This is a genomic window from Ensifer sp. ENS06 (genome assembly GCF_014852205.1).
Taxonomy (GTDB): Bacteria; Pseudomonadota; Alphaproteobacteria; order Rhizobiales; family Rhizobiaceae; genus Ensifer; species Ensifer adhaerens.
In genome coordinates, this window is record NZ_JACVBC010000015.1 from 35454 (window position 1) to 61463 (window position 26010).

Here is a 26010-nt window from a genome sequence, read left to right on the forward strand (position 1 = left end):
AGGTGTCCTCCCGTTCACTTGGCCGCGTGCGCCGCCGCCCACACCTTCTGCGGTGTCGCCGGCATGGTAAGCGCGTTGTTGCCGATGGCATCTGTGATGGCGTTGATCAGCGCCGGTGGCGAGCCGATGGCGCCGGCCTCGCCGCAGCCCTTGATGCCCAGCGGATTGTTCGGGCAGGGCGTGTTCGAGGTCGAGACCTGGAACGACGGCAGGTCGTCGGCGCGCGGCATGGCGTAGTCCATGTAGCTCGCCGTCAAAAGCTGGCCGGAGGCATCGTAATGCACGCCTTCGAGCAGCGCCTGGCCGATGCCCTGGGCAATACCGCCATGCACCTGTCCCTCGACGATCATCGGGTTGATGATGTTGCCGAAGTCGTCGGCCGCGACAAACTGGATGATCTTGGTTCGGCCCGTTTCCGGATCGACCTCCACCTCGCAGATGTAGCAGCCGGCCGGAAAGGTGAAGTTGGCAGGGTCGTAGAAGGCCCCCTCCTTCAACCCCGGCTCCATGCCGGCCGGCAGATTGTGGGCGGTGTAGGCGGCAAGCGCCATCTGGAACCACGGCACGGTCTTGTCGGTGCCGGCGACCTTCAGTTCGCCGTTTTCGATGACGATGTCGCTTTCGTCCGCTTCCATCAGGTGAGCGGCAATCTTCTTCGCCTTGGCTTCGACCTTGTCGAGCGCCTTGACGACGGCCGACATGCCGACAGCACCGGAGCGCGAGCCGTAGGTGCCCATGCCCATCTGCACCTTGTCGGTATCGCCATGCACGATGTTGACGCTGTCGATCGGCACACCGAAGCGGTCGGCGACAAGCTGGGCAAAGGTCGTCTCGTGGCCCTGGCCATGGCTGTGCGAGCCGGTCAGGACCTCGATCGTACCGACGGCGTTGACCCGCACTTCGGCCGATTCCCAAAGACCGACGCCAGCACCGAGCGAACCCACCGCTGCCGACGGTGCGATGCCGCAGGCCTCGATGTAACAGCTCATGCCGATGCCGCGCTTCATGCCGCGACCGGCGGCTTCCGCCTTGCGACCGGCAAAGCCGTTCCAGTCGGCCGCCTTCATCGCCGCTTCGAGCGAAGCGTCGTAGTCGCCGGCGTCATAGTTCATGATGACAGGCGTCTGGTGCGGGAAGGAGCGGATGAAATTGACCCGACGCAATTCGGCAGGCGAGACGCCGAGTTCGCGGGCCGCCGTCTCCATCGTGCGTTCCAAGAGATAGGTCGCCTCCGGCCGCCCGGCACCGCGATAGGCGTCGACGGGCGCGGTGTTGGTATAGACGGTGCGCACATTCGCATGGATCGCCGGGATGTCGTACTGCCCGGAAAGCAGCGTCGCATAGAGATAAGTCGGCACCGCCGAGGAGAACAGCGACATGTAAGCGCCGAGATTGGCGATCGTATCGACCTTGAGCCCGATGATGCGATTGTTGGCGTCAAAGGCCATCTTCACCTTCGACACATGGTCGCGACCATGCGCATCGGTGAGGAACGCTTCGGTGCGGTCCGACGTCCATTTGACCGGCACGCCGGTGCGTTTCGACGCCCAGAGACAGACGATCTCCTCCGGATAGATGTAGATCTTCGAGCCGAAGCCGCCGCCGACATCGGGCGCGATCACCCGCAGCTTGTTTTCCGGCGCGACATTATAGAAGGCGCTCATCACCAGCCGCGCCACATGCGGGTTCTGGCTGGTCGTGTAGCAGGTATAGTGGTCGTCTCCGGCGTCGTAGATGCCGAGCGCCGCACGCGGCTCCATCGGGTTGGGCGAAAGCCGGTTGTTGTGGATGGTGATTTCGGTGACATGCGCCGCAGCGCCGATCGCCTTGTCGGTCGCCGCTTCGTCGCCGATCTGCCAGTCGAAGATCAGGTTACCAGGCGCTTCCGGGTGAAGCTGCGGCTGTCCTGACTCAAGCGCCTTTGAGGCGTCGATCACGACGGGAAGCTCCTGGTATTCGACGACGACGGCTTCGGCAGCATCACGCGCCTCGGCGACGCTGTCGGCAACGACGATCGCCACAGCATCGCCGACGTATCGCACGGTCTCGTGCGCGAGCGGCCGCCAGGCGCCCATCTTCATCGGCGATCCGTCCTTGGAATGGATCATCCAGCCGCAGATCAGGTTGCCGATACCATCGGCGAGCAACTGCTTGCCGTCGAGCACGCCGATCACGCCTGGCATGCCGATCGCCGCCGACCCGTCGACTTTGAGGATCTTCGCATGCGCATGCGGGCTGCGCACGAACACCGCATATTTCATCCCCGGCACGGACATGTCGTCCGTATAGCGGCCCTTGCCGGTCAGGAACCGCTTGTCCTCCTTGCGCGCCACGCGCGCGCCAATGCCTTCAACGCCCATTGCCTATCTCCTCCCGAGATATCCAGCGACAGTCCCGACGGCCATGCATCGGTCCTGAGTGACATGCGTCAGGGGCGAGATCCCGCCCCCGTTCTGCCGCTATTCTGCGGCCACGCGGGCGCCGCTCATCTCGGCGGCGGCGGCAAGGATCGCCTTCACGATATTGTGGTAACCGGTGCAACGACAGATGTTGCCTTCGAGCTCGGCGCGCACCGTCGCCTCGTCCAGCTGACCCTGATGCCTGCGGATCATGTCGACGGCCGTCATTACCATGCCGGGCGTGCAGAAGCCGCATTGCAGGCCGTGATTGGCCTTGAAGGCCGCCTGCACCGGATGCAGCTCGCCATCAGCCGCCAGCCCTTCGATGGTGGTGATCGTAGAGCCTGCGGCTTGCGCGGCGAGGATGGAACAGCTCTTGACCGACTTTCCGTCCAAATGGATGACGCAGGCGCCGCACTGCGAGGTATCGCAGCCGACATGGGTGCCGGTCAGTCCGAGATTTTCGCGTATGAATTGCACCAGCAATGTGCGGTCGTCGCAATGACCGCTCACCTGACGGCCGTTGACCGTCATTGTTACTTTCGCCATTTCGCTCCTCCGGGGTCGGTCAATGCCAACACGAGCGCGGCCGGAAAGTCGGGTGAGATGGTTCACGCGACTAGGGTACGCGCCAACTGATATCAATGCCCGTCGCCCACGGATCCGCTCCTCCGGATTTTCGCAGGCTTGTTTGTATCATTTGTCTTTTTTTGGAATGCCGCAACCGCCCCTGCCCGCCGAACGACAAAATTTTTCCACGCCGGTTGTGCCGAAGGGAACTGCCTTCATGTCCCGTTCAGGAACGATATCATTATCTTGCCGGCAGGAAGAAACCGCAGCGCTCCCGTAGACTTTCGATGGGGACCGCGTATTTTCCGAACCGCAAGTTCCGGTGGAGCGGGATGTTCCCGGCTTCGCCATCATCCACGGGACGGACTGAGCGATAGGCTTGAGATCCGTAGACATCGGAGAGAACAACATGAAGAAAGCCATCGCACTTGTGCTGGTCGCCCTGGCGGTCGCAAGCTGCACCCAGACGGAAAAGGGCGCCGGCATCGGTGCCGTTTCCGGCGCGATCATCGGCGGCGCTGTTACCGGCGACGTCCGTGGCGCTGCAGTCGGCGCGGCAATCGGCGGTGTTTCCGGCGCAGTCATCGGCAACGTCACCGAGCAGCCCGGCCAGTGCTACTATCGCGACCGCTACGGCCGCCGCTACATCGACTCCTGCCCGCGCTAAGGCGACAGGCAGCCTGCCGTCGGCTGCAGCTTGAGCCGCCCGACGGCCTGGTTTGATGTTTCCCCCTCACGGCTGACCGCCCTGAGGGGGTTTTTCGTTGCGGCAACCGCATCCTCTGCCGCACACAACGCGCAGCGGCCAACGAACGCGCCGAAATCGGGTGGCAACCGCCGAAGCAATCCCGTCTGCTGACCTCGACGTTTCATGATCGAGGTTCTTCCATGCCAAACCCACCACGCGACACCCTGCCACCGGCCTTCAAGCGCATCGGCTGGTCCAACCTGTTCGCACAGTTTTCCGAGCAGATGGCGCTGGCCGCCGCTCCGCTCGCCGCCGTGCTTCTGCTCGCCGCAGGCCCTGCGGAAACCGGATGGCTGCAGATGGCGCAGACGCTGCCATTCCTTCTGCTCTCCATTCCCGCCGGTCTCGTTGCCGACCGCGCATCGCGGCGCAGGCTGATGGTTTCCTCGGAGATGCTGCGCGCGCTGTCGCTGGTTGTCACGCTGTTGCTGATGCTCGCCGGCTTGCTGTCGCTGCCGCTGCTCGCCGTCATGGGCTTCGTCGGCGCCATCGGCACGGTCTGCTACAATGTCGCCGCCCCAGCCCTGGTGCCGGCGATCGTGCCCCGTCACCAACTCGCCGACGCCAATCGCTGGCTGGAGCTCGCCCGCAGTCTCGCCTATTCCGGCGGACCGGCGATCGGCGGCGCGATCGTCGCATGGACCGGCGCATCGCTCGCCTATGTCGCCGCCACATCCCTGTCCCTTCTCTCTGTCGTCCTGCTCGCCGGCCTTGGCGACCAGCAGCAACCGACCGCTCCCAGGCGCAACCTCCTTCAAGATCTCGCCGAAGGCGCCCGGTTCCTGGGCGGCCACCCGCTACTCAGGCCCATTCTGGTGACCGCCATCGTCTTCAACACGGCCTGGTTCGTGCTGCAGGCGGTCTATGTCGCCTATGCCATTCAGACCCTCGGGCTGACGGCGACCGGCGTCGGCATCACGCTTGGCATCTATGGCGCCGGCATGATGATCGGCGCCTTCGCAGCCCCCGCCATTGCGCGCCGGATCCCCTTCGGCCTGATGATCGCCCTCGGCCCGCTCGGCGGGTTGACGGCTGCGGCCGTGATGCTCTCGACCATCTGGGTTCCCTCAGGCGCCCTTGCCGGTTTGAGCTTCTTCCTGTTCGGCGCCGGCCCGGTGCTCTGGTCGATCGCCACGCTCACGTTGCGGCAGGCCGTCACCCCCAATGCGATGCTCGGGCGCGTATCGGCCTTCATCACCACCGCCACCTTCGGCGCCCGGCCGATCGGTGCAGCGCTCGGCGCCGTCGTCGCCACACGCTTCGGCGTCGAGGCGTGCCTTGCCGTCGCAGCGGTCGGTTTCCTCATCCAGTTCCTCGTCATCATCGCTTCCGGCGTACCGCAATTGCGGGCGCTGCCCGAGGCGGCGTAGCGGCTCGATACAGCGGACAAGGCGGCATTTAAATCTCCCAAAAGGCGCAGCGCCCTACTGGTTGTCGGCGGTGGTTGTGCTGCGCCGACAACATTTCCGCGCTTTTTCGACGGAATCGGCACCGAAATTCGGCATCAGGGGTGGATGCAGCGGATCGTCATCGTTAACAGATGGAAAACCTTAGGCATGCGATAGTGACCCAGCCGCATAAGCAGGCAGTTTGTATTGGGTCGCCTGAAGACGGGATGCGGAAGCGAATGTCCCCACCACGGTCGAGTATTGCGTACTGGAAGGCAGCGACTTCGCTTGCTGTTGCCTTTTCGTGCGCGCTCGGCCCGCTTTCCGCCGAGAAGGCCTATGCCTTCAAGCTCTTCGGCATGAAGTTTTTCGAGAGCGACGAGGAAGAGGCGCCGGTCATCGACCCGGTCAACTATACCCTCACCTTCGACGCCGGCACCGAAGACAAGGAACTGAAGGAAGCGCTGGAAAACAGCTCGCAGCTCGTGCAGGGCCAGGAAAAGCCTGTCTCCGGCGATCTTGGCTTGGCAATTCGGGCGCGCGACGACCGCGACCGGCTGCTTGCCGCACTCTACGAAAAGGCCCGCTACGGCGGCACCATCGCGATCCGCATCAACGGCCAGGATATCGACAGTCTGCCGCCGGATCCGTCTTTCCCGGATGGCAAGCCGATTCCGGTCACCGTGACCGTGACGCCGGGCCCGGTCTTCAACGTCGGTTCCGTCAAGTTCGAAGGCGATGCGGCCGGTTTCAGTCCCGCTGATTACGGCCTGCCCGCCGGCGCGCGTGCCGATTCCACCCTGATCATCAAGGCCGGCGAAAAGGTCGTGAACGATCTGCGCGAGCAGGGTCGCCCCCTGGCCAAGCTCACCGAACGCAGCGCTGTCGCCAACCACGCCAACTCGACCGTCGACATCGTCATCGGCGCCAGCGGCGGCCCGGTTGCCCCAGTCGGCGAAGTCAGCGTCGACGGAACGAAGACCGTCGACCCGGGTTTCGTGCGCGACTACTCACGCCTCAACGAAGGCCGTCCCTATTCGCCCGCGGACATCCGCAAAGCCTCCGAGCGCCTGCGCCAGCTCGGCGTCTTCTCGAGCGTCACCATCAAGGAGGCCAATGCGCTTTCGCCCGATGGATCTCTCCCGATGAAGATCGAGGTGTCCGAAGGCAAGCACAAGTATTTCGGCTTCGGCGCCCAGGTCTCGACCACCGACGGCCTCGGGCTTTCGGGCTACTGGGGACACCGCAACCTTTTCGGCCGCGCCGAATCGCTGCGCATCGAAGGATCGGTCGACCGCATCGGCGAGACCAAGGAACTGGACAAGCTCGACTATTCGGTTGGCATCCTGTTTGCCAAACCCGGTGCCTTCGGCCCGGCTTCCACCTTTACCGCGAGCGTCAAGGCCAACATCCAGGACCCAGACGCCTACCGCGCCAAGATCCTGACGGCAGCGGCCGGCGCCACCTTCGAGCTCTCGGACACCGACACCGTCTCAGGCGGCGGCGAGCTCAGCTGGGCCAATATCGACGACGCCTTCGGCTCGAACTCCTATCTGACGGCCGCGATCCCGCTCGAATATGTGCGCGATACCCGCAACGACAAGCTGAACGCGACCGAAGGCTACCGGGCGATGATAAACGCCAAGCCGAGCTACGAAATCAAGGGGCAGACCTTCTTCTCGTCCTTCGAAGCCTCGGCATCCGGTTACCATGCGCTCGGCGACGAGAAGCGCTTCGTGCTTGCCGGCAAGATCGGCGCCGGCATGCTCGTCGGCGGCAGCGGGCTCGAAGACATTCCTGCCAACCGCCGCTTCTATCTCGGCGGTGGCGGCTCGGTACGCGGCTATTCCTACCAGGAGATCGGCCCGCGCAATTCCGACAACGAGGAGACCGGCGGACGCTCCTATGTCAATGCCTCGCTCGAAGCCCGCATCGCCATCACCGACACCATCGGCGTCGTGCCTTTCATCGACGCCGGTACGGTGTCTGCGAAGACGACGCCGGACTTCTCCGACATCCGCGCCGGTGCCGGCATCGGCCTGCGTTACGCCACGCCCTTCGGCCCGATCCGCCTCGACTTTGCCGTTCCGCTTAACAAATATCCCGGCGGCACCAAGTACGGCATCTATGCCGGTATCGGCCAATCCTTCTGATCCGGGCCGTTTCTTCCATCAGAACCGGCAAATCGCCGCCATTGCCGGATAGTTTCTGCCGGCGGCGATTCCGCTTGGGAGCAACTTGCGTTATGGGTAGATCATGAATCAGGTCGTCCGCTTCCTTCGCGCGACGCTGCGCTATGGCCTTCGTGTGCTTGGCGTGATTGCGGTCGTTGCCCTTCTTCTCGTCGCCTTCGTGGGCTTTACCACACCCGGCGCAAGGCTCGTCGCCTGGGCAATCGAGAAGTATGCGGCAACCCCTGACCAGATCGTGCGGATCGCCGATCCGAGCGCGCTGTTGACCGGCAAGTTCACGGCCGGAAGCATCACGCTGTTCGATGGCGAGGGCGTCTATGCCGAAGTGCGCGACCTCGATCTCACCTGGTCGCCCGCCGCCCTTCTCTCCTTCCGCTTCGAAGCCGCGGCGCTCTCGGCCGGCTCGGTGCGCGTCGAGCGCCTGCCGATCCCCTCCACCGAGACCAAGGAAGTCCGCTCGACCTTTGCGCTTCCCGTGGACGTCAAGATCGACGCGATCGATCTCAAGGAGATCATCATCGGCAAGGCGATCACCGGCGAGGACCAGTTCCTGACCGCCAGCGGCAAGGTGAACGCGACCAACGAGAGCATCGCCCTTCAGCTTGCGGCCGCCCAGCGCGACCGGCCGGAGGCGCGCGCGGTTGCCGATATCGTCTTCAATCCGGCAGGCAACGAGCTGAAGCTCGAGGCGACCGTGGACGAGCCCAACAACGGCGTGCTGGCAAAGCTGCTTCGCCTGCCCAACGAGCCCGCAGTCAACATCAAGCTGACCGGCGAAGGCCCGCTTTCCGACTGGGCCGGCAGCGCCACGGCCGCACTCGACGGCAGCGAAATTCTCAAGCTCGACGGTCGCCACGTCCAGACGCCCGACGGAATGCACCGGCTGACCGTCAACGGCGGCGGCGGTTTCGGCTCGCTGATGCCGCCGGCGCTGCGCCCGATGTTCGAGGGTGACACCAGTCTCGACATCGCCGCCGCGTTCAACGACCAGGGGCTGGTTCAGGTCGACAAGGCTCATGTGACGACGGGCGCGCTCTCCTTTGCCGCTTTCGGTACCTACGACAGCAAGGGCGAGAACAACCTCAAGGCCAGGCTTGCCGGCACCAACGGCCCTGTCGACTTCCGCTGGCCGCTGCAGAAGGGTGAAGCGCAGGCCAGGATCAATGCCGTCGATTTCTCGCTGATCGGCGACGCGCAAGCCGCGATCCTCGATCTCACCGCAGACGTCACCTCCCTGGCGGTGCCCGACGTGGCGCTCGGCGCAGTCAAGCTTTCGGCACGCAGCGACGGCTTCAATCTCCAGGCGCAATCCGGTCCGGTGAAGGCGGCAATCGAGGTGGGCGAAGCCGGCTTCAACGACCCCAACCTTGCCCGCCTGGTCCAGGTGCCGCTGAAGGTGGACGCAATCCTCTCCGTGACGAAGGAAAACATCGCCTTCAACCCGGTGACGATCGAAAGCCCCGGTATCGGCGGTTCGCTCACCGGCGCGTTTTATCGCGACGAGAACACGGTTTCCGCGGCCTTCAAGCTCTTTGCCGTTCCGGACGCGTTGCCGCCGGCGGCCGCCGCGAAATTCGATGGCACGATCGCACTCTCGGGCGAAGTGAAGACGGCAACCGACGGCGGCGTCACCGTGGAGGGCCTCGAGCTCAAGTCGGGCACGATCGAGGCCGCCGGCACCGTTGCGCTCGCGCAGAGCAACCTGACGGCCGACCTTAGGGGTACCCTGCCTGATCTCGGCAAGCTGCTTGCCGATGCCAAGGGCAAGGCCGACTTTACCGCCGCCGTGACCGGCCCGCTTTCGGAACTCGGCATCAAGGCCGAGTTGACGTCGAGCGGCGCGACACTGGCCGGACGCACGCTCAGCGACCTCAACGTCAAGGCCGACGCCAAGGCCAACCCTTCGAGCCCGCAGGCAAGCCTGACGGCGACCGGTGCACTCGACGGCCAGGCCATCGACGTCAAGGCCGACGTCGTCTCGAAGGATGGCCAGACCGCAATCCCGGTGCTCGAAGCCAGGATCGGCGAGAACAAGCTGACCGGGGCAATCAGCTTCACCCCCGATTTCAAGCCGGACGGCACGGTCAGCTTCGACCTGCCCGATATCGGCCTCTTGGCCGCCATGGCCGGGCAGAAAGCATCCGGCGACCTCAACGGCTCGGCGGCCATCAAGACTCAAAACGGCATCACCTCCGTCGTCGTCAAGGCCGGCGGCAGCGGCATCAAACGTGACGCACTGACGATCTCCAGGCCGACCGCCGACATCACCATCGCCGACCTCGCGGCCCTGGCGATCAAGGGCAGCATCCGCGCCGAAACGGTGGCGCAGGACGAAAACCGTGTTTCCGGACTTGCCGTCGATTTCGAGCAACAGGCCGGCCGCACCGGTTTTGCCATCGACGGCAAATATGACGGCGGACCGCTGACGGTGAAGGGCGACCTCGCGGGCGCCAAGGGCCGCACGGAAATCCGCCTCGCATCCTTTGGCGCAACGCCGAAGGGCATTGCCCTGAAACTGGCGCAGCCGACGGTGATCGCCATCGAAAACGGCACCGTCCGTCTCAACGCGCTGACGATCCAGGCATCGAAAGGCACGATCGCAGTCAACGGCACGGCTGGCGAAAAGCTCGACATCACTGCGAAGCTCAACGCCCTGCCCGCAGCACTGGTCAACGCCTTCGCACCGGACCTCGGCGCCGAGGGCACGATCGCCGGCACCGTCGATGTCGAGGGCGCAGCGTCTGCCCCGGTCGTCGCCTACGACCTCAAATGGTCGGGCGCCTCGCTCGCGGCAGCCCGCACCGCGGGCGTTGCGGCCTTCGATGTGACGGCGGACGGCAAGTTTGCCAACAACAAAGTGACGCTCGATACGACGCTTTCGGGCGCCGGCGGACTTTCCTTCAAGGGCGGCGGCAATGTCGACATCGGCGGCAACATGCCGATCGCGATGAAGTTCAGTGGCAACGTCCCCTTCGCCCTCATCGCCAACCTGATGGCGGAGAAAGGCTTCACGCTGACGGGCCAGGCAAATGTCGATGTGGCAATCTCCGGTTCCGCGAAGGCGCCGCAGATCGCCGGCACGATCACCACGTCAGGCGGGCGCCTCGTCGACGTGCGTCGCAACCTGGCGCTCAACGACCTGACCGCCAATGTCGCGCTCGATGGCAAGCAGGCGACGATCTCCAGGCTCTCGGCCAATCTCGCGACCGGCGGCTCGGTCGAAGCCAGCGGTACCGTCGGCACCGTACCCGGTTCCGGCTTCCCGGCCAACCTGACGATCAAGCTGAACAACGCGACCTACGTCGATGGCACCCTGTTCAACGCCAACGTTGCCGGCGAGATGACCTTGACCGGTCCCCTGGTCGCGACCCCGACGCTCGGCGGCAAGGTGACGATCCGCAAGGCATCGATCACCATTCCGGAGAAGTTGCCGACGTCGCTTTCGGCCATCGACATCAAGCACAAGAATGCGCCGCCCAAGGTGCGGAAGATGGTCAAGGACCTGCGCAAGGACGAAGTGCCGGCCGCAGGTGCCAATGCCAGCGGCGTGATTGCCTTCGATCTCGGCGTCAACGCCCACCAGATCTTCGTGCGCGGCCGCGGCATCGACGCGGAGCTTGGCGGCGACCTGACGATCCGTGGCACCGCCGTGCAGCCAATTGTTTCCGGCGGCTTTGAGATGCGCCGCGGACGGCTCGAAATCCTCGGCAAACGCCTGACCTTCACCGACGGCAATATCGGCTTTGGCGGCGACCTGATCCCGACGCTCGACCTCAAGGCGACCTCCAGCGTCGGCGCGACCACCATCACCGTCGCGGTCGCGGGCCTCGCCAACAATCCGCAGATCGCCTTCTCGTCCTCCCCGGCCCTGCCGCAGGACGAAATCCTGGCGCAGCTCATCTTCAACCGATCGCTGTCAAACCTCTCGGCCTTCCAGATCGCCCAGCTCGCCTCCGCCGTCAGCCAGCTCGCCGGTGGCGGCTCGACCTCGCTGCTCGACGGCCTGCGCAACAAGCTCGGCGTCGACGATCTCGACGTCACCACCGACGAGAATGGCGGCGCGTCCGTGCGCGCCGGCAAGTATCTCAACGACCGCACCTATATCGAGCTGCAGCAGGGTTCCGATTCCGCCTCCAGCAAGGCGGTCATCAATCTCGATGTCGGCAAGGGCGTGAAGCTCAAGGGCTCGGCCGCCGGCGACGGTTCGGCCTCGGGCGGCGTCTTCTTCGAAAAGGAATATTGAGCGGCGGCGGGCGTAAACACGCCTGTCCCGCCCGCATGACAAGGAAGCCGGTGGGTCGATCGCGATCCACCGGCTCCAGAGCCCCTGTGTTGCCCGCTCGACAGCAAACTCACTATGGTCTTTTGGAGGCACCGGCGGCGTCTGAAGCCGTGATCGGTCGCATGTCATCGGCGCGGAGCGCGCTGCCCTTCTTGCGCCTGTTTCAGGCCCAGCCATTCTCGGGGACGAAGGAGACCTCGCGGCGTGGGCGCGTCAGCTCGTAGCGGTTCCATGCGACGGCGTCAGGCGACAGGCCGGTCATCTCGGTTTTTCGGGCGAGCATGAGGAGTTCGTCGATCGACAGGGCATCGCCGCGCTCGATCTTCTGGAGCGCCGCATCGATCAAGGACAGGCTGTGTTCGACACGGTCGCGCAGGTCCAAGAACGCCGATTGCTGGACGGCTAGCGTTTGTCCGAGGGCCGGCGCAGTACCGGCGAGCATTTCGGTAATCCGGGTGAGGCTAAGGCCAAGCCGCCTCAAAGCCAGGATTTCGGTCAGCCGCGCGATTTCGACCGCACCATAGAGCCGCCACTTCTTCTCCGTCCGCCGCGGCGTGATCAGGCCGCGGTCCTCATAGACCTTGAGAGCGCGGATGGTAAGGCCAAGACGGTCGGCGCATTCGGCCGCCGACAGCAGTTCATTGTGGTTCACGCCCATGAGCACCTCTTCGAAACACTTCTAAAAAGGTGACTTTGCGGTCGAGCCGAGCGGGCTTTGCGAAGCTTTGATGGAGATTTGGCGAAGACGCACCGTGAAAGGCGATTTACCGGCACGCGCCGTCAAAACTTGCGGGACCGCTCCGTGGAAATGCCACTTTGCCAAACCTACATCGGCATCCAGGCGCGACCGCGCGCCCCGTTGTTTCATTCCTTTTTTCAGGTGATTGCCTTGCCCTCTTCTTTTCCGCGTCCCGAACTGCCCGAACCATTCCGCCCTCTTGTCGCTGGCTATCAGTGGAACCGTGATCTGCTCGGGCAATCCGACTCGAGCATCTTTCTTCTGAAGGCGCCCGATCGACCCATGCTGGTGCTGAAGCTCGAGGAAGCCGGCCCGTTCAGCGAGTTCGTCGACGAGGCGGCGCGGCTTGATTGGCTGGCATCAAAGGACGTGCCCTGCCCGCGGGTGATCGCTCGTGCCTTCGGCGCCGAGACGAACTGGCTGCTGCTGCAAGCAGTGCAAGGAACGGACCTCGCCTCCACGACGCTCTCGCCCAAGGACCAGATCGTCATCCTCGCGGACGCGCTGAAGCAACTGCATGCGCTGGATATCGCCAACTGCCCCTTCGATCACCGGATCGAAGTGCGCATCGCCATCGCGAAGGCGCGCACCCAGGCAGGCGTGATCGAAAGCGACTTTGACGAGACGCGGCTCGGCCGAACGACGGCGGATCTCTTTGCCGAACTGCAGGCGCGCGAGCCCCAACCCGGCGAACTCGTCGTCACCCATGGCGACGCCTGCCTGCCGAACATCATCGAGAAGAACGGCCGGTTTTCCGGCTTCATCGATTGCAGCCGGCTGGGCGTCGCCGACCCCTACCAGGACATCGCTCTTGCCTGCCGCAGCATCGTCCACAATCTCGGCGAGGAGTGGGTTCAGCCGTTTCTGACCCGCTATGGCCTCGACAAGGACGATTCGGAGAAACGTGACTTCTACTGCCTGCTCGACGAGTTCTTCTGATCGTCAGGCAGCAGGCATAAAATCCACCCAGAGCACATGCCCGGGCAGCGAAAGGCCCGCAACGCCTCAGGCGGCGTTGCGGGCCTCGATGCTCAGATCGACGACGTCGGCATCTTCCATAGCGTTGAACAACGCCCAGATGTGGCCGAAGGGGTCGATGAAGGCGCCGACGCGATCGCCCGTCGACAAGGTTTCGGCCGCATTGCGAAGGCTTGCGCCTGCGCCGATCGCTCGGCCGATGACGCGATCGACGTCGCGCACATGCAGTTCCAGGATCACCGCCGTGGTGCCGAGCGCATGCGGCGAGCGCGGCCCGCCGAGCTTGGGTTCCGCATCGCGGCGCGGATTGGCCCCGGCAATACGGAACACCGATTCCCCGATCCTCAGATCCGCACTCGTCAGAATGCCGCTCGGCCATTCATGCCTTTGCAGCAGTTCGGCGCCGAGTGCTTCGCGATAGAAGGCGATGGCGCGATCCTCGTCGCCATGCCTGACGAACAGCTTCACACAGATCTGCCGATCGGCAAGCCTGCCGCCATTGGCAACCATGACATCCTCCATCTTGGGTGAGGCGGCCATCATAGCGAAGTACTAGAACAAAGCAAGAACAATTCGACTCTGAGAGGCAATTTCCTCACCGCTTCGGGCGGCCAGAAATGCTCAGAACGCCCCGCTCATCTTACTGGTTTTCAACAGGATATTCGTCTCCGTAACGGTGATGCCGTCGATCAGGCGGATGCGCCGCAGCGTTTCGTCGAAAGAGACGAGATCGCGGTCCTGAAGCTCGGCGATGAAGTCCCAGCGGCCATTGGTGCTGTGCAGCGCCCGCACCTGAGGCAGTCCGCGAAATTGCTCGGCGACACGATCGGCCATCTTGCCGTGCACCTCGATCATGACCACGGCGCGCACCCCGGAGGCCGGGATTTCGGCACCGGTGCGGATGGTGAAGGCGGCGATCGTACCATTGGCGACCAGCCTGTCGATACGGGCCGCCACCGTCGCCCGCGACACGCCCGTCATTTCCGATAGCGTCGAAACGGGAATGCGCGCATTCTGGCGCAGAGCGCTTATCAGCGCCTGGTCGAGATCATCCATAGCCTGCCACTTTGTAAAATCGGACTTAGCAATCTGTCGAAACTAGCTCACTAATCGGCAGTTTTCCATCTTTTTGCTGACGCCCATTTTGGCCATAATCCACACATCCCGGACGGGATCACATGGGAATCATCTTGAAAAGGAATCGGGCGGACATGACGACCATCACGCTGATCGGCGCACCCATCGAGGAAGGTTCTGGACGACGCGGCGCGGCCATGGGCCCGACGGCCCTGCGCATCGCCGGCATCGATACGGTGCTGCGCGATCTCGGCCATACGGTTCACGACGAAGGCGACGTCAAGCCGCTGCCGGCGCGCGATCTCGCCAACCATCCCGGCGCCAACAACCTGCAGATCGTCGCAGCCTTCGCCCGCGCCCTGCATGATTCCGTGCACGACACCGCGCGCAAGGGCCATTTCCCGATCATTCTGGGTGGCGACCATGCGCTTTCGATGGGCAGCGTCTCCGGCATGGCGCGCTATGCCGCAGACGTCGGCCGGCCGCTGTTCGTGCTCTGGCTCGACGCCCATGCCGACTTCAACTCGCCGTCGACCTCGCCCTCCGGCAACATGCACGGAATGCCGGTCGCCTTCTTCTGCGGCCAGGCCGAATTCGCCCCGATCCTGCCGTCCGACCGTCCGCTCGTCGATCCGAAGAAGGTCTTCCAGGTCGGTATCCGCTCGGTCGACGACCGCGAGCGCGAAGAGATCACAGAACATGGCGTGCGCGTCTTCGACATGCGCGCCGTCGACGAACTCGGCATGGCTCACATCATGCGCCAGATCCTCGAAGAGGTCCGCGCCGCCAATGGCCTGCTGCATGTCAGCCTCGATGTCGATTTCATGGATCCGGAACTGGCGCCCGGCGTCGGCACCACCGTTCCGGGCGGCGCCACCTTCCGCGAGGCGCACCTGATCATGGAAGTGCTCTGGGAAAGCGGGCTCGTTTCCTCGCTCGACGTCGTCGAGCTCAACCCCTTCCTCGACGATCGCGGCAAGAGCGCGCGCATCCTGGTCGAACTGACGGCGAGCCTCTTCGGCCGCCGCGTCCTCGACCGGCCGACCCGCAGCGCCTAGATCACGGAGATCTTGGGTCGACTGGATCCAAGATCATAAGCGTGAACGGCTCTCATTAGTCAGAGCGGGATGCGGGCGGAAAACCGCGCACACTTTTCCTCATCCCGCTCAGACAAAGAAACACCGGAGGACGATATATGAACACGACGGCTGCCCTGATCGAAACCGAATACCGGCTCGGCGCCCATAACTACAAGCCGCTCGACGTGGTGCTTTCGCGAGGCGAAGGTGTCTATGTCTGGGATATGGAAGGCAACCGCTACCTCGACTGTCTCTCGGCCTATTCTGCCGTGAACCAGGGCCATTGCCACCCGAAGATCCTGAAGGCGATGATGGAGCAGGCGCAGAAGCTGACGCTGACCTCCCGCGCCTTCCGCAACGATCAGCTGGCGCATTTCTACGAAGAGATCGCTGCGCTGACCGGCTCGCACAAGGTGCTGCCGATGAACTCCGGCGCCGAAGCCGTCGAGACCGCCGTCAAGGCCGTGCGCAAGTGGGGCTACGAGGTCAAGGGCGTGGCCGAGAACAAGGCCGAGATCATCGTCTGCTCCAACAACTTCCACGGCCGCACCATGGGCATCGTCGGTTTCTCGACCGATCCGGACGCCCGCACCGGCTTCGGCCCGTTTGCGCCGGGCTTCAAGGTCGTACCCTTCGGTGACATCGACGCCTTCCGTGCGACGATCAACGAAAACACCGTCGCCTTCCTGGTCGAGCCGATCCAGGGCGAAGCCGGCGTCATCGTCCCGCCGGTCGGCTACTTCACGACGGTGCGCGAGCTCTGCACCAAGCACGGCATCACGCTGATCCTCGACGAGATCCAGACCGGGCTTGGCCGCACCGGCAAGCTGCTTGCCGAAGAGCATGAGGCGATCGAAGCCGACGTGACGCTGATCGGCAAGGCTCTGTCCGGCGGCTTTTATCCGGTCTCGGCGGTGCTTTCGAATTCCGAAGTGCTCGGCGTCTTGAAGCCCGGCCAGCACGGCTCGACCTTCGGCGGCAATCCGCTCGCCTGCGCCATTGCCCGCGCGGCGCTGAAGGCGCTGACCGAGGAAGGCATGATCGAGAACTCGGCAAAGATGGGCGAGCGCTTCCAGAAGGGCCTCACCGACATCCGTTCCAACATCATCAAGGAAGTGCGCGGTCGCGGCCTGATGCTGGCGGTGGAACTGGTGCCGGAAGCCGGCGGCGCGCGCAAGTATTGCGAAGCGCTGAAGCAGCTCGGCATCCTTGCCAAGGACACCCACGGCGACACGATCCGAATCGCGCCGCCGCTCGTCATCACCGCGGAGCAGGTGGATTGGGCGGTCGAACAGTTTGCCAAGGTTCTCGCCTCCGCTTGATCGCAAATCGCTTCCGCCCTGGGTCACGCCCGGGGCGAGATCTTCGTAAGCACTTGCAAAAGCAAGTCTTAACGAATCCCGGCCTATAGTCCTTTCCCAAAGCGCAAAGCGGTTCCTCCGCGCATGATGCAGCTGCGCCCTGCCGGATGTGATCGGCGGACTGGAAGGATCTCTCCTTTACGGATCATTGACCGCGCCTGATGCGCCGTCAGCCATGCGGAGAGATCTGGAGTTTGGCGGTGTCGCGCCCAGAGGCGTCGACCGGAAAGCTGGAAGGACCTTCGATGACAAGCACACTCAGGACGGCCGGGTTCGACGGCGAGACGCTGGAAATCATTGCGTTCCGCCTCCACGATCAGGAATTCTGCGTCAAGACGACGACGATCCGTGAAATCCGCGGCTGGGCGCCCTCGACGCCTATCCCGCATTCGCCGCCGGAAGTGATCGGCGTCATGAACCTGCGCGGCACGGTGATCCCGATCATCGACCTCGCCCACAAGCTCGGCATGAAATCGACCACCGCCAACGAGCGCAGCGCCATCGTCGTCGCCGAAGTGCACAACATGGTCATCGGCCTCGTCGTCGACCGCGTGTCGGATATCCTCACGGTCCAGGGCAGCCAGGTGCAGCCGGTGCCGGAAGTGACGGCCTCCTTCGACAAGAGCTTCGCCGAAGGCATCATCGCCAACGAAACCGGCATGATCTGCTTCCTGAACCTTGCCCGCATGTTCAAGGAACGCGAGGTCGAGGAACTGGCCGCCTAAAGCAACAGCTCAGCGATATTCAAGGCCGTCCGACGTCTCGTCGGGCGGCTTTTTTGTTGGTTATTTGCTCAGCCGGAGGGCAATATTTTAGAAAAACAGGAGAAACTAATTCAACTAAAATTGGGATCTACGAGTTCTTACAACTGAAATTTGATAGTTGCTATTTTAACACCTGCTTAATAGTCCTATCACTAACCTAGATTGCATAAACACGGCGCCTGGGCATGAAGCCCGCCAGTTCGAACTCCCCTCACGAAGCACTAAATCGCTGACCCGGTGGGCCGGCGCGGGACGACCAGACATGTTTCGGCAGGCCGGCATTTGTCTTAGTCCGGGAGTTTGCGCCGCTTCGGCTCCGCAAACCCTGTCAAAGAAGGCACGAAGCCCCCGGCTTGAGCCAACAAACGAGAAGAGGGTTACAATGTTCGCTCTCGGAAAAATTGCAGACGCGAACCAGATCATCGCCGCGCTATCGAAGTCGCAGGCTATCATCCAGTTCGACCTGACCGGCAAGATCCTGACCGCCAATGAGAATTTCTGCCAGGCACTCGGTTACAACCTCAGCGAAATCGTCGGGCATCACCACCGCATGTTCTGCCCCGCCGACTACGCCCAGACGCAGGAATACCGCGACTTCTGGGCCCGGCTCGGCCGCGGCGAATTCGACGCCAATGCCTACAAGCGTGTCGCCAAGGGCGGCCGCGAAATCTGGATCCAGGCGACTTACAACCCGGTGCTTCGGGGCGGCAAGCCCTACAAGGTGGTCAAGTTCGCAAGCGACATCACTGCCGCCAAGGCAAGGGCCACGGAAGATGCCGGCAAGCTCGACGCGATCTCCCGCTCCCAGGCGGTGATCGAGTTCACGCCATCGGGCGAGATCCTGACCGCCAACGAAAACTTCTGCGCCGCGCTCGGCTACAGCCTCCAGGAAATCCAGGGCAAGCACCACAGCATGTTCTGCGAGCCCAACTATGCTCGCACCGCCGAATATGCCGACTTCTGGAAGCGGCTCGCCGCCGGTGAGTTCTTTTCCAACGAGTTCGTGCGCTACGGCAAGGGCGGCAAGGAGATCTGGATCCAGGCGGCCTATAACCCGATCCGCGACTTCAGCGGCAAGGTCTACAAGGTCGTCAAGTTCGCGACCGATGTCAGCGAGCGCATGAGCGCCATCAACAGCCTCGGCGCGGGCCTGCGGGCGCTCGCCGAAGGCGATCTGACGCGCAACCTCGACACGCCCTTCGTACCAAGCATGGAAGCGGTGCGGATCGACTTCAACGATGCCACCGCAAAGCTGCGCGGGGCGATGCGAACCGTCGGCGACAATGCCAGCGCGATCGCCTCCGGCGCCCGCGAGATCCGGGCTGCCGCCGACGACCTGTCGAAGCGCACCGAGCAACAGGCCGCTTCCGTGGAAGAGACCGCCGCAGCGCTCGACGAGATCACCACGACCGTCTCGGACTCCAGCCGCCGCGCCGAGGAGGCCGGAGGCCTGGTCGCCAAGACCAAGGCCGGTGCCGAACGCTCCGGCAATGTGGTCAAGAGTGCGATCGGCGCCATGGACCAGATCGAACAGTCGTCACGCGAAATCTCCAACATCATCGGCGTGATCGACGACATCGCCTTCCAGACGAACCTTTTGGCGCTGAACGCCGGCGTCGAGGCGGCGCGCGCCGGTGAAGCCGGCAAGGGCTTCGCCGTCGTCGCCCAGGAAGTGCGTGAGCTGGCCCAACGCTCCGCCAGTGCCGCCAAGGACATCAAGTCGCTGATCGGCACCTCGACCGAACACGTCAAGAACGGCGTGTCGCTGGTCGGCCAGACCGGGGCGGCGCTTGAGGAAATCCTCGTCCAGGTCCAGGAGATCAACGCCAACGTCTCGGCGATCGTCGAGGCGGCACGCGAACAGTCGACCGGCCTCAAGGAGATCAACCAGGCGGTCAACTCGATGGACCAGGCGACCCAGCAGAACGCCGCGATGGTCGAGGAAAGCACGGCCGCAAGCCACGCCATGGCCCGCGAGGCCGAAGCCCTGCACGAACTGCTCCGGCAGTTCCGCTACGGCGAGCAGGCCCAGGTCGTCGACGCGAACCGCCTCCTCGAAGATCGCGCGCAGCCATCACGCCTGCATGCCACCGCCCGCGCCATGCGCGGCGGACAACGAACAAGCCTGGCCGCGGCACCGGCTGCGGATGGCTGGCAGAATTTCTGAGCGCACATCCCTGCACCCCGCGCTCGGGAATGGGGAGGGCGGCGACCGGTAGCCGCCTTCCCTTAAATCTTTTCAGGAGAGTGCCCGCTTAGGAAAACGCGCCCTCGATGAGCGTGCAGAAAGCGCTGGCGGGTAAAGAATGCAGGCTAGGCCGCTTCCGGACGTTTGATCTTTGCGGCCGCCTCCAGCACCAGCGGCGTCAGCCCCTCGCCGCCATTGTCGATATGCTCGAACAATTTGCGCCGCATGCGCGGCTCCCAGTACTTGTTGATATGGGTGGCAACGCCCTGCGCCGCCTCGCTCTCGGGCTGGCTCTTGAAGAACGTGGCGATCTGGTTCGCCATATAGATCAGCTTGGCGTTGGTATTGTCATGCGACATCGACGGCAGCTCCGGACTTGATGCGTTCGGCATGGGTGAAAATCTCGAATTCGTCGCCGCGCACGAGCGCAATCAGCGTCATGCCCGCAGCTTCCGCCGTGCGAATGGCAAGCGCCGTCGGCGCCGAAATGGCGATGATCACAGGGCTGCCGACGACTGCCGTCTTCTGCACCATCTCGACGGACACGCGGCTGGTGACGACCACGGCGCCCTCGCTGCCCTTGAAGCCGGCGCGTGCGGCGGCACCGACCAGCTTGTCGAGCGCATTGTGGCGGCCGACATCCTCACGCACAGCGATCAGCCCGCGGCCCGGCACATAGAAGGCGGCACCGTGCACGGCGCGCGTTTCGAAATGCAGCGGCTGCTGGCCATTGAGCAGCGCTACGGCCGAAACCACGTCCTCCTGCGACAACGTCAGTCTCGAACGGGAAACGTCCGGCGTCGGCCGTACCGCCTGCTCGATCGATTCGATGCCGCAAAGACCGCAACCGACCGGCCCCGCCATGTGCCGTCGGCGTTGACGCAGCATGTCGTTCTCTTCGTCCTGAAGCACGATCTGCAAGTCGATGCCGAGATTGCCGGCGACCGTCTCGGAGACGACCTCGACCGTTTCGATCTGGCCGGGATCGGTAATGATGCCTTCGGTCAGGCTGAAGCCGACGGCGAAATCCTCGAGATCGCCGGGCGTCGCCATCATCACCGCATGGGTCGAACCACCATAGCTGAAGGCGACCGGCGTCTCCTCCGGCACGGCGCGCGCACCGTCCCGAAGCGCGCCGTTGCGGCGAGCGGCCTCGGGAACGGTCTTGGATGTCCTAAACGTCGCCATGATCGGTCGCAGCGAAAGGCATTACTCCGCCGCCTCCAGCTTTCCGGAAATCCGGCGCGACTGGCGGGCCTGCTCGTCATAGTCGACCTGCCAGTCCGACGGGCCGTTCGACGGCATCACCTGCACCGCCGTCACCTTGTATTCCGGGCAGTTGGTGGCCCAGTCGGAGAAGTCGGTGGTGATGACGTTTGCCTGCGTCGTCGGGTGGTGGAAGGTGGTGTAGACGACGCCGGGCGCGACGCGATCGGTGATCAGCGAACGCAGGGTCGTCTCCCCGGCGCGGCTTGCGAGCCGGATCCAGTCGCCATCACGGATGCCGCGCTGCTCGGCATCGTGCGGGTGGATCTCCAGCCGGTCTTCCGCATGCCAGACGACGTTGTCGGTGCGTCGCGTCTGGGCGCCGACATTGTACTGGCTAAGGATGCGGCCGGTCGTCAAAAGCAGCGGGAAGCGCGGGCCGGTGCGTTCATCCGTCGCCACATATTCGGTGCGGATGAACTTGCCTTTGCCACGCACGAAACCGTCGATATGCATGATCGGCGAACCCTCGGGATGCGCCTCGTTGCAGGGCCACTGCACCGAGCCCATCTTTTCGAGATAATCGTAGGAAACCAGCGCGAAGCTCGGCGTCGTCGCGGCGATCTCGTCCATGATCTCGGACGGATGGCGGTAGTTCCAGTTGAGGCCCATGGCCTGGGCGAGCTTCTGCGTGACCTCCCAGTCGGCATAACCGTTCTTCGGCGTCATCACCTTGCGCACGCGGTTAATGCGGCGCTCGGCATTGGTGAAGGTGCCGTCTTTTTCGAGGAAGGTCGAACCGGGCAGGAAGACGTGCGCGTAGTTGGCCGTTTCGTTCAGGAACAGGTCGTGCACGACGACGCATTCCATCGCGGCGAGGCCGGCTGCCACATGCTTGGTGTCCGGGTCGGACTGCAGGATGTCCTCGCCCTGGATGTAGAGCGCCTTGAAGGTGCCGTCGACCGCGGCATCGAGCATGTTGGGGATGCGCAGGCCCGGCTCGTTGGAGATCTCGACGCCCCAGAGCTTCTCGAAGGTCTCGCGGGTGGCATCGTCGGAGATGTGACGGTAGCCCGGCAGCTCGTGCGGGAACGAACCCATGTCGCAGGAACCCTGCACGTTGTTCTGGCCGCGCAACGGGTTCACGCCGACGCCCGGCCGGCCGATATTGCCGGTGACCATGGCGAGGTTGGCGATCGCCATGACCGTCGTCGATCCCTGGCTGTGCTCGGTGACGCCGAGACCGTAATAGATCGCGCCGTTGCCGCCGGTGGCATAGAGCCTGGCCGCGCCCCGCACGAGATCGGCCGGCACGCCGGTATAGGCTTCGGTCGCCTCCGGGCTATGGTAGGGTTCGGCGACGAAGGCGGCCCAATCCTCGTACTCCGACCAGTCGCAGCGCTCGCGGATGAACTGTTCGTTGGCGAGGCCTTCGGTGACGATCACATGGGCGATCGACGTCAAGATCGCGACGTTGGTGCCGGGCTGGAGCGGCAGGTGATAGGCGGCCTCCACATGCGGCGAGCGCACGATGTCGGTGCGGCGCGGATCGATGACGATCAACTGGGCGCCTTCGCGCAGCCGCTTCTTCAGTCGCGAGCCGAAGACCGGATGGCCGTCGGTCGGGTTGGCGCCGATGATGACGGCGACGTCGGTGAACTCGACACTGTCGAAGTTCTGCGTACCGGCCGAGGTCCCGAAGGCCTGGCCGAGGCCGTAGCCGGTCGGCGAATGGCAGACGCGGGCGCAGGTATCGACATTGTTGTTGCCGAAGCCGGCGCGCACCAGCTTCTGCACCAGATAGGTCTCTTCATTGGTGCAGCGCGACGAGGTGATGCCGCCGACGGAATCGCGGCCGTACTGATACTGGATCCGCCGGAACTCGGAGGCCACATGCGCATAAGCCTCCTCCCAGGTGACCTCGCGCCAGGGATCGGAGATCTTCTCGCGGATCATCGGGTTGAGGATGCGGTCCTTGTGGTTGGAATAGCCGTAAGCGAAGCGGCCCTTGACGCAGGAATGGCCGCGATTGGCCTGGCCATCCTTCCACGGCACCATACGCACCAGTTCCTCGCCGCGCATTTCCGCCTTGAACGAGCAGCCGACGCCGCAATAGGCGCAGGTCGTCACTTCGGAATGTTCGGGCTGGCCGATCTCGATCACCGACTTTTCGATGAGCGTCGCCGTCGGGCAGGCCTGGACGCAGGCGCCGCAGGAGACGCATTCCGACGACATGAAGTCTTCCGCCATCCCGGCCGAAACGCGGCTGTCGAAACCGCGGCCGCCGATCGTCAGCGCGAAGGTGCCCTGCACTTCCTCGCAGGCGCGCACACAGCGCGAGCAGACGATGCATTTGGCCGGATCGTAGGTGAAATAGGGATTGGACTCGTCCTTCGGCATCCACTTGGCGTTGATCTCGCCATTGTTGCGCGCCGTGACGTGGTTCTCGCCCTCATAGCCGTAGCGCACGTCGCGCAGGCCGACTGCGCCGGCCATGTCCTGCAGCTCGCAATCGCCATTGGCAGCACAGGTCAGACAGTCGAGAGGGTGGTCGGAAATGTAGAGCTCCATCACCCCGCGGCGCACGTCCTTCAGCCGCGGCGTCTGGGTGGAGACCTCGATACCGGCTGCAACCGGCGTCGTGCAGGAGGCCGGCATGCCGGCGCGTCCCTTGATCTCGACGAGACAGAGCCGGCAGGAGCCGAAGGCATCCATCATGTCGGAAGCGCAGAGCTTCGGCACTTCTATGCCGGCATCCATCGCCGCGCGCATGATCGAAGTGCCCTCGGGCACGGTGACCTCGCGTCCGTCGATCGTCAGCGTCACCAGTTTTTCGGACTTGGAGGCCGGAGTGCCGTAGTCGATTTCATGAATGAGAGACATGGTCTTTTCCTCACTCCGCCGCTTGAACGCGCGGTGCCGGCTGAAAATCATCCGGGAAATGGGTCATGGCGCTCATGACCGGATAGGGCGTGAAGCCGCCAAGGGCGCAGAGCGAACCGAACTTCATCGTGTTGCAAAGATCGGCGAGCAGTTCGCGGTTCTTCTCCGGCTCGATGCCGGCGGCGATCCTGTCGGTCACCTCGACACCGCGCGTCGAACCGATGCGGCAGGGCGTGCACTTGCCGCAGCTTTCTACCGCGCAGAATTCCATCGCAAAGCGCGCCTGGTGCAGCATGTCGACGGTGTCGTCGAACACAACGATGCCGGCATGGCCGATCAGACCGTCACGCGCGGCGAAGGCTTCGTAGTCGAACGGCGTGTCGAACAGGGCACGGGGAAAATAGGCGCCGAGCGGACCGCCGACCTGCACGGCCTTGACCGGCCGGCCACTCGCCGTGCCGCCGCCGATGTGATCGATGATCTCGCCGAGCGCCAGGCCGAAGGCGGTTTCGTAGAGACCGGCATGCTTGACGTTGCCGGCGATCTGGATCGGGATCGTGCCGCGCGACCGGCCCATGCCGAAGTCGCGGTAATAGGCGGCGCCCTCGTCCATGATGATGGGGACGGAGGCGAGCGAGATCACGTTGTTGATCACGGTCGGACAGTCGAAGAGGCCCTTGTGCGCGGGAAGCGGCGGCTTGGCCCGCACGATGCCGCGTTTGCCTTCGAGGCTATTGAGCAGCGCCGTTTCCTCGCCGCAGACATAGGCACCTGCGCCCTCGCGCACTTCCATATCGAAGGCCCGACCGGAACCGAGCACCGAGGTGCCGAGCACGCCGGCCTTGCGGGCGATCTCGATCGCCTCAGCCATCGCCGCGATCGCATGCGGGTATTCGGAGCGGGTGTAAATGAAGCCCCTGGTCGCGCCGGTCGCGATGCCGGCGATCGCCATGCCCTCGATCAGCACGAAGGGATCGCCTTCCATGATCATCCGGTCGGCAAAGGTGCCGCTATCGCCCTCGTCGGCGTTGCAGACGATGTACTTCCGATCGCCCGCCGCATCGAGAACGGTCTTCCACTTGATGCCGGTCGGAAAGCCTGCGCCGCCACGGCCGCGAAGGCCGCTTTCGGTCACCTGCGCGACAATGTCCTGCGGCGCCATGGCAATGGCATTGCGCAGACCGGCGAGCCCGCCATGGGCCTGGTAATCGTCGAGCGAAAGCGGATCGATGATACCGCAGCGAGCAAAGGTCAGCCGCGTCTGCTGCTTCAGGAAGGGGATCTCCTCGGTCTTCCCGAGACAGAGGGCATGATCGCCGCCGTCGAGCAGGGCGGCATCGAGCAGTGACGAAACGTCATGTGCCTTGACCGGGCCATAGGCAACACGGCCGTCAGCCGTTTCCACCTCGATCAGCGGCTCCAGCCAATGCATGCCGCGCGAACCGTTGCGCACGATCGTGGCGTCGAGGCCGCGTGCGCCGATCGCCTCGGCCATGGCCTTGGCTACCTTGTCGGCGCCGAGCGCCACGGCCGCGGCGTCCCGCGGAATGTAGATCTTTGCGGTCATCGACGCGCCTCCTGAACGAGCGCTTCGAGATCGGCGGCATCGACCCGGGCATGCACCTCTCCGTCCAGCATGGCGGAGGGTGCGCAGGAACAGAGCCCGAGACAGTAGACCGGCTCCAGCGTCACCGCGCCATCCGGGGTCGTCTGGTGAAAATCGATGCCGAGCAGCCGCTTCGCGCGCTCGGCCAGCTGGTCGCCGCCCATCGACTGACAGGCTTCGGCGCGACAGAGCTTCAGCACGTGGCGCCCCGCGGGGTGATCGCGGAAATCATGGTAGAAGCTCATCACCCCATAGACTTCGGCGCGCGAGAGGTTGAGTTCGCGGGCAATCACCGGAAGACATTCCTGCGGCACATAGCCGAACTCTTCCTGCAGTTCGTGCAGGATCGGCAGCAAGGGCCCTTCCAGCCGCTTCAGCTCCTCGACGATGGCGAGCGTGGTTTCCGCGATATCGGCGCGCGGCTGATGGATGTTCAACGGGAGCCCTCCCGGCTCATGGGCGAGGCGGCAGCACCCGAAACGGACGACCGGCCCAGCCGACATTTCACTTCTGGCGAAGGCCGTTCCTCGGCGGTCTCCGGCCATGATCA

The 26010-nt window shown here is 64.1% G+C and carries 19 protein-coding genes; 9 read left to right on the forward strand and 10 right to left on the reverse strand.

Features of this window, described 5'->3' with window-relative positions; translation table 11 throughout:
* Positions 1-14: 14 nt before the first annotated feature.
* Both IB279_RS31310 and IB279_RS31315 read right to left on the reverse strand, forming a co-directional pair.
* Complete coding sequence (locus IB279_RS31310; RefSeq protein ID WP_112772950.1) at positions 15-2360, reverse strand: xanthine dehydrogenase family protein molybdopterin-binding subunit; 2346 nt, start codon at positions 2358-2360, stop codon at positions 15-17.
* A 99-nt stretch (positions 2361-2459) separates the two neighbouring features.
* Positions 2460-2948 carry a (2Fe-2S)-binding protein gene (locus IB279_RS31315; protein ID WP_060582864.1) on the reverse strand — a complete coding sequence of 163 codons (489 nt, stop codon included), beginning with the start codon at positions 2946-2948 and terminating at the stop codon, positions 2460-2462.
* A 430-nt stretch (positions 2949-3378) separates the two neighbouring features.
* On the opposite strand from IB279_RS31315, the gene IB279_RS31320 reads away from it, so the two are divergent.
* From IB279_RS31320 to IB279_RS31335, 4 genes are all read left to right on the forward strand, one after another.
* Positions 3379-3636: a glycine zipper domain-containing protein gene (locus tag IB279_RS31320; RefSeq protein ID WP_034802400.1), complete on the forward strand. Its 258-nt coding sequence runs from the start codon at positions 3379-3381 to the stop codon at positions 3634-3636.
* A gap of 221 nt (positions 3637-3857) precedes the next feature.
* Positions 3858-5087 carry an MFS transporter gene (locus IB279_RS31325; protein ID WP_112772951.1) on the forward strand — a complete coding sequence of 410 codons (1230 nt, stop codon included), beginning with the start codon at positions 3858-3860 and terminating at the stop codon, positions 5085-5087.
* A 257-nt stretch (positions 5088-5344) separates the two neighbouring features.
* Complete coding sequence (locus IB279_RS31330; RefSeq protein WP_082566522.1) at positions 5345-7258, forward strand: autotransporter assembly complex family protein; 1914 nt, start codon at positions 5345-5347, stop codon at positions 7256-7258.
* A 103-nt stretch (positions 7259-7361) separates the two neighbouring features.
* Positions 7362-11540, forward strand: coding sequence for a translocation/assembly module TamB domain-containing protein (locus IB279_RS31335; protein WP_112772953.1), 4179 nt, complete (start codon positions 7362-7364; stop codon positions 11538-11540).
* 202 nt (positions 11541-11742) lie between these two features.
* Here IB279_RS31335 and IB279_RS31340 read toward each other — a convergent pair whose 3' ends face one another.
* Positions 11743-12237 (reverse strand): MerR family transcriptional regulator, encoded by a 495-nt coding sequence (locus IB279_RS31340; protein ID WP_112772954.1) that lies wholly within the window; start codon positions 12235-12237, stop codon positions 11743-11745.
* A 231-nt stretch (positions 12238-12468) separates the two neighbouring features.
* Here IB279_RS31340 and IB279_RS31345 point away from each other — a divergent pair, with 231 nt between their 5' ends.
* Complete coding sequence (locus tag IB279_RS31345) at positions 12469-13257, forward strand: APH(3') family aminoglycoside O-phosphotransferase (protein WP_234824602.1); 789 nt, start codon at positions 12469-12471, stop codon at positions 13255-13257.
* Between the two features lie 66 nt (positions 13258-13323).
* Here IB279_RS31345 and IB279_RS31350 read toward each other — a convergent pair whose 3' ends face one another.
* Together IB279_RS31350 and IB279_RS31355 are read right to left on the reverse strand one after the other, a co-directional pair.
* Positions 13324-13806 (reverse strand): VOC family protein, encoded by a 483-nt coding sequence (locus IB279_RS31350; RefSeq protein WP_034802409.1) that lies wholly within the window; start codon positions 13804-13806, stop codon positions 13324-13326.
* Between the two features lie 111 nt (positions 13807-13917).
* Entirely contained in the window at positions 13918-14352 is a 435-nt protein-coding gene (locus IB279_RS31355; protein ID WP_192340498.1) for an Lrp/AsnC family transcriptional regulator, read from the reverse strand.
* 155 nt (positions 14353-14507) lie between these two features.
* Here IB279_RS31355 and rocF point away from each other — a divergent pair, with 155 nt between their 5' ends.
* The 4 genes from rocF (at position 14508) to IB279_RS31375 (ending at position 19744) form a co-directional block, all read left to right on the forward strand.
* The gene (rocF, locus tag IB279_RS31360; RefSeq protein ID WP_112772957.1) at positions 14508-15431 is read left to right on the forward strand and encodes an arginase; all 924 of its coding nucleotides are present in this window, start codon (positions 14508-14510) and stop codon (positions 15429-15431) included.
* Positions 15432-15568: 137 nt separating this feature from the next.
* Complete coding sequence (gene rocD, locus IB279_RS31365; RefSeq protein ID WP_112772958.1) at positions 15569-16774, forward strand: ornithine--oxo-acid transaminase; 1206 nt, start codon at positions 15569-15571, stop codon at positions 16772-16774.
* Positions 16775-17058: 284 nt separating this feature from the next.
* Positions 17059-17538 carry a chemotaxis protein CheW gene (locus IB279_RS31370; protein WP_034803080.1) on the forward strand — a complete coding sequence of 160 codons (480 nt, stop codon included), beginning with the start codon at positions 17059-17061 and terminating at the stop codon, positions 17536-17538.
* Between the two features lie 421 nt (positions 17539-17959).
* Positions 17960-19744, forward strand: a complete 1785-nt coding sequence (locus IB279_RS31375) for a PAS domain-containing methyl-accepting chemotaxis protein (protein ID WP_192340500.1) — start codon at positions 17960-17962, stop codon at positions 19742-19744.
* Between the two features lie 146 nt (positions 19745-19890).
* On the opposite strand, the gene IB279_RS31380 is transcribed toward IB279_RS31375, so the two are convergent.
* From IB279_RS31380 to IB279_RS31400, 5 genes are read right to left on the reverse strand one after another with little or no spacing between them, the layout of a single operon-like run.
* On the reverse strand, positions 19891-20124 hold the full coding sequence (locus tag IB279_RS31380) for a formate dehydrogenase subunit delta (protein ID WP_034802422.1): 234 nt from the start codon (positions 20122-20124) through the stop codon (positions 19891-19893).
* A complete protein-coding gene (gene fdhD, locus IB279_RS31385; RefSeq protein WP_034802424.1) occupies positions 20114-20953 on the reverse strand; it encodes a formate dehydrogenase accessory sulfurtransferase FdhD in 840 nt (279 codons plus the stop codon). Before fdhD ends, IB279_RS31380 begins: the two co-directional genes overlap by 11 nt.
* 21 nt (positions 20954-20974) lie before the next feature.
* Positions 20975-23854, reverse strand: coding sequence for a formate dehydrogenase subunit alpha (gene fdhF, locus IB279_RS31390; RefSeq protein ID WP_060586411.1), 2880 nt, complete (start codon positions 23852-23854; stop codon positions 20975-20977).
* A 10-nt stretch (positions 23855-23864) separates the two neighbouring features.
* A complete protein-coding gene (locus tag IB279_RS31395; RefSeq protein WP_112771770.1) occupies positions 23865-25421 on the reverse strand; it encodes an NADH-quinone oxidoreductase subunit NuoF in 1557 nt (518 codons plus the stop codon).
* Positions 25418-25897: a formate dehydrogenase subunit gamma gene (locus IB279_RS31400; RefSeq protein WP_034802432.1), complete on the reverse strand. Its 480-nt coding sequence runs from the start codon at positions 25895-25897 to the stop codon at positions 25418-25420. Before IB279_RS31400 ends, IB279_RS31395 begins: the two co-directional genes overlap by 4 nt.
* Between the last annotated feature and the right edge of the window lie 113 nt (positions 25898-26010).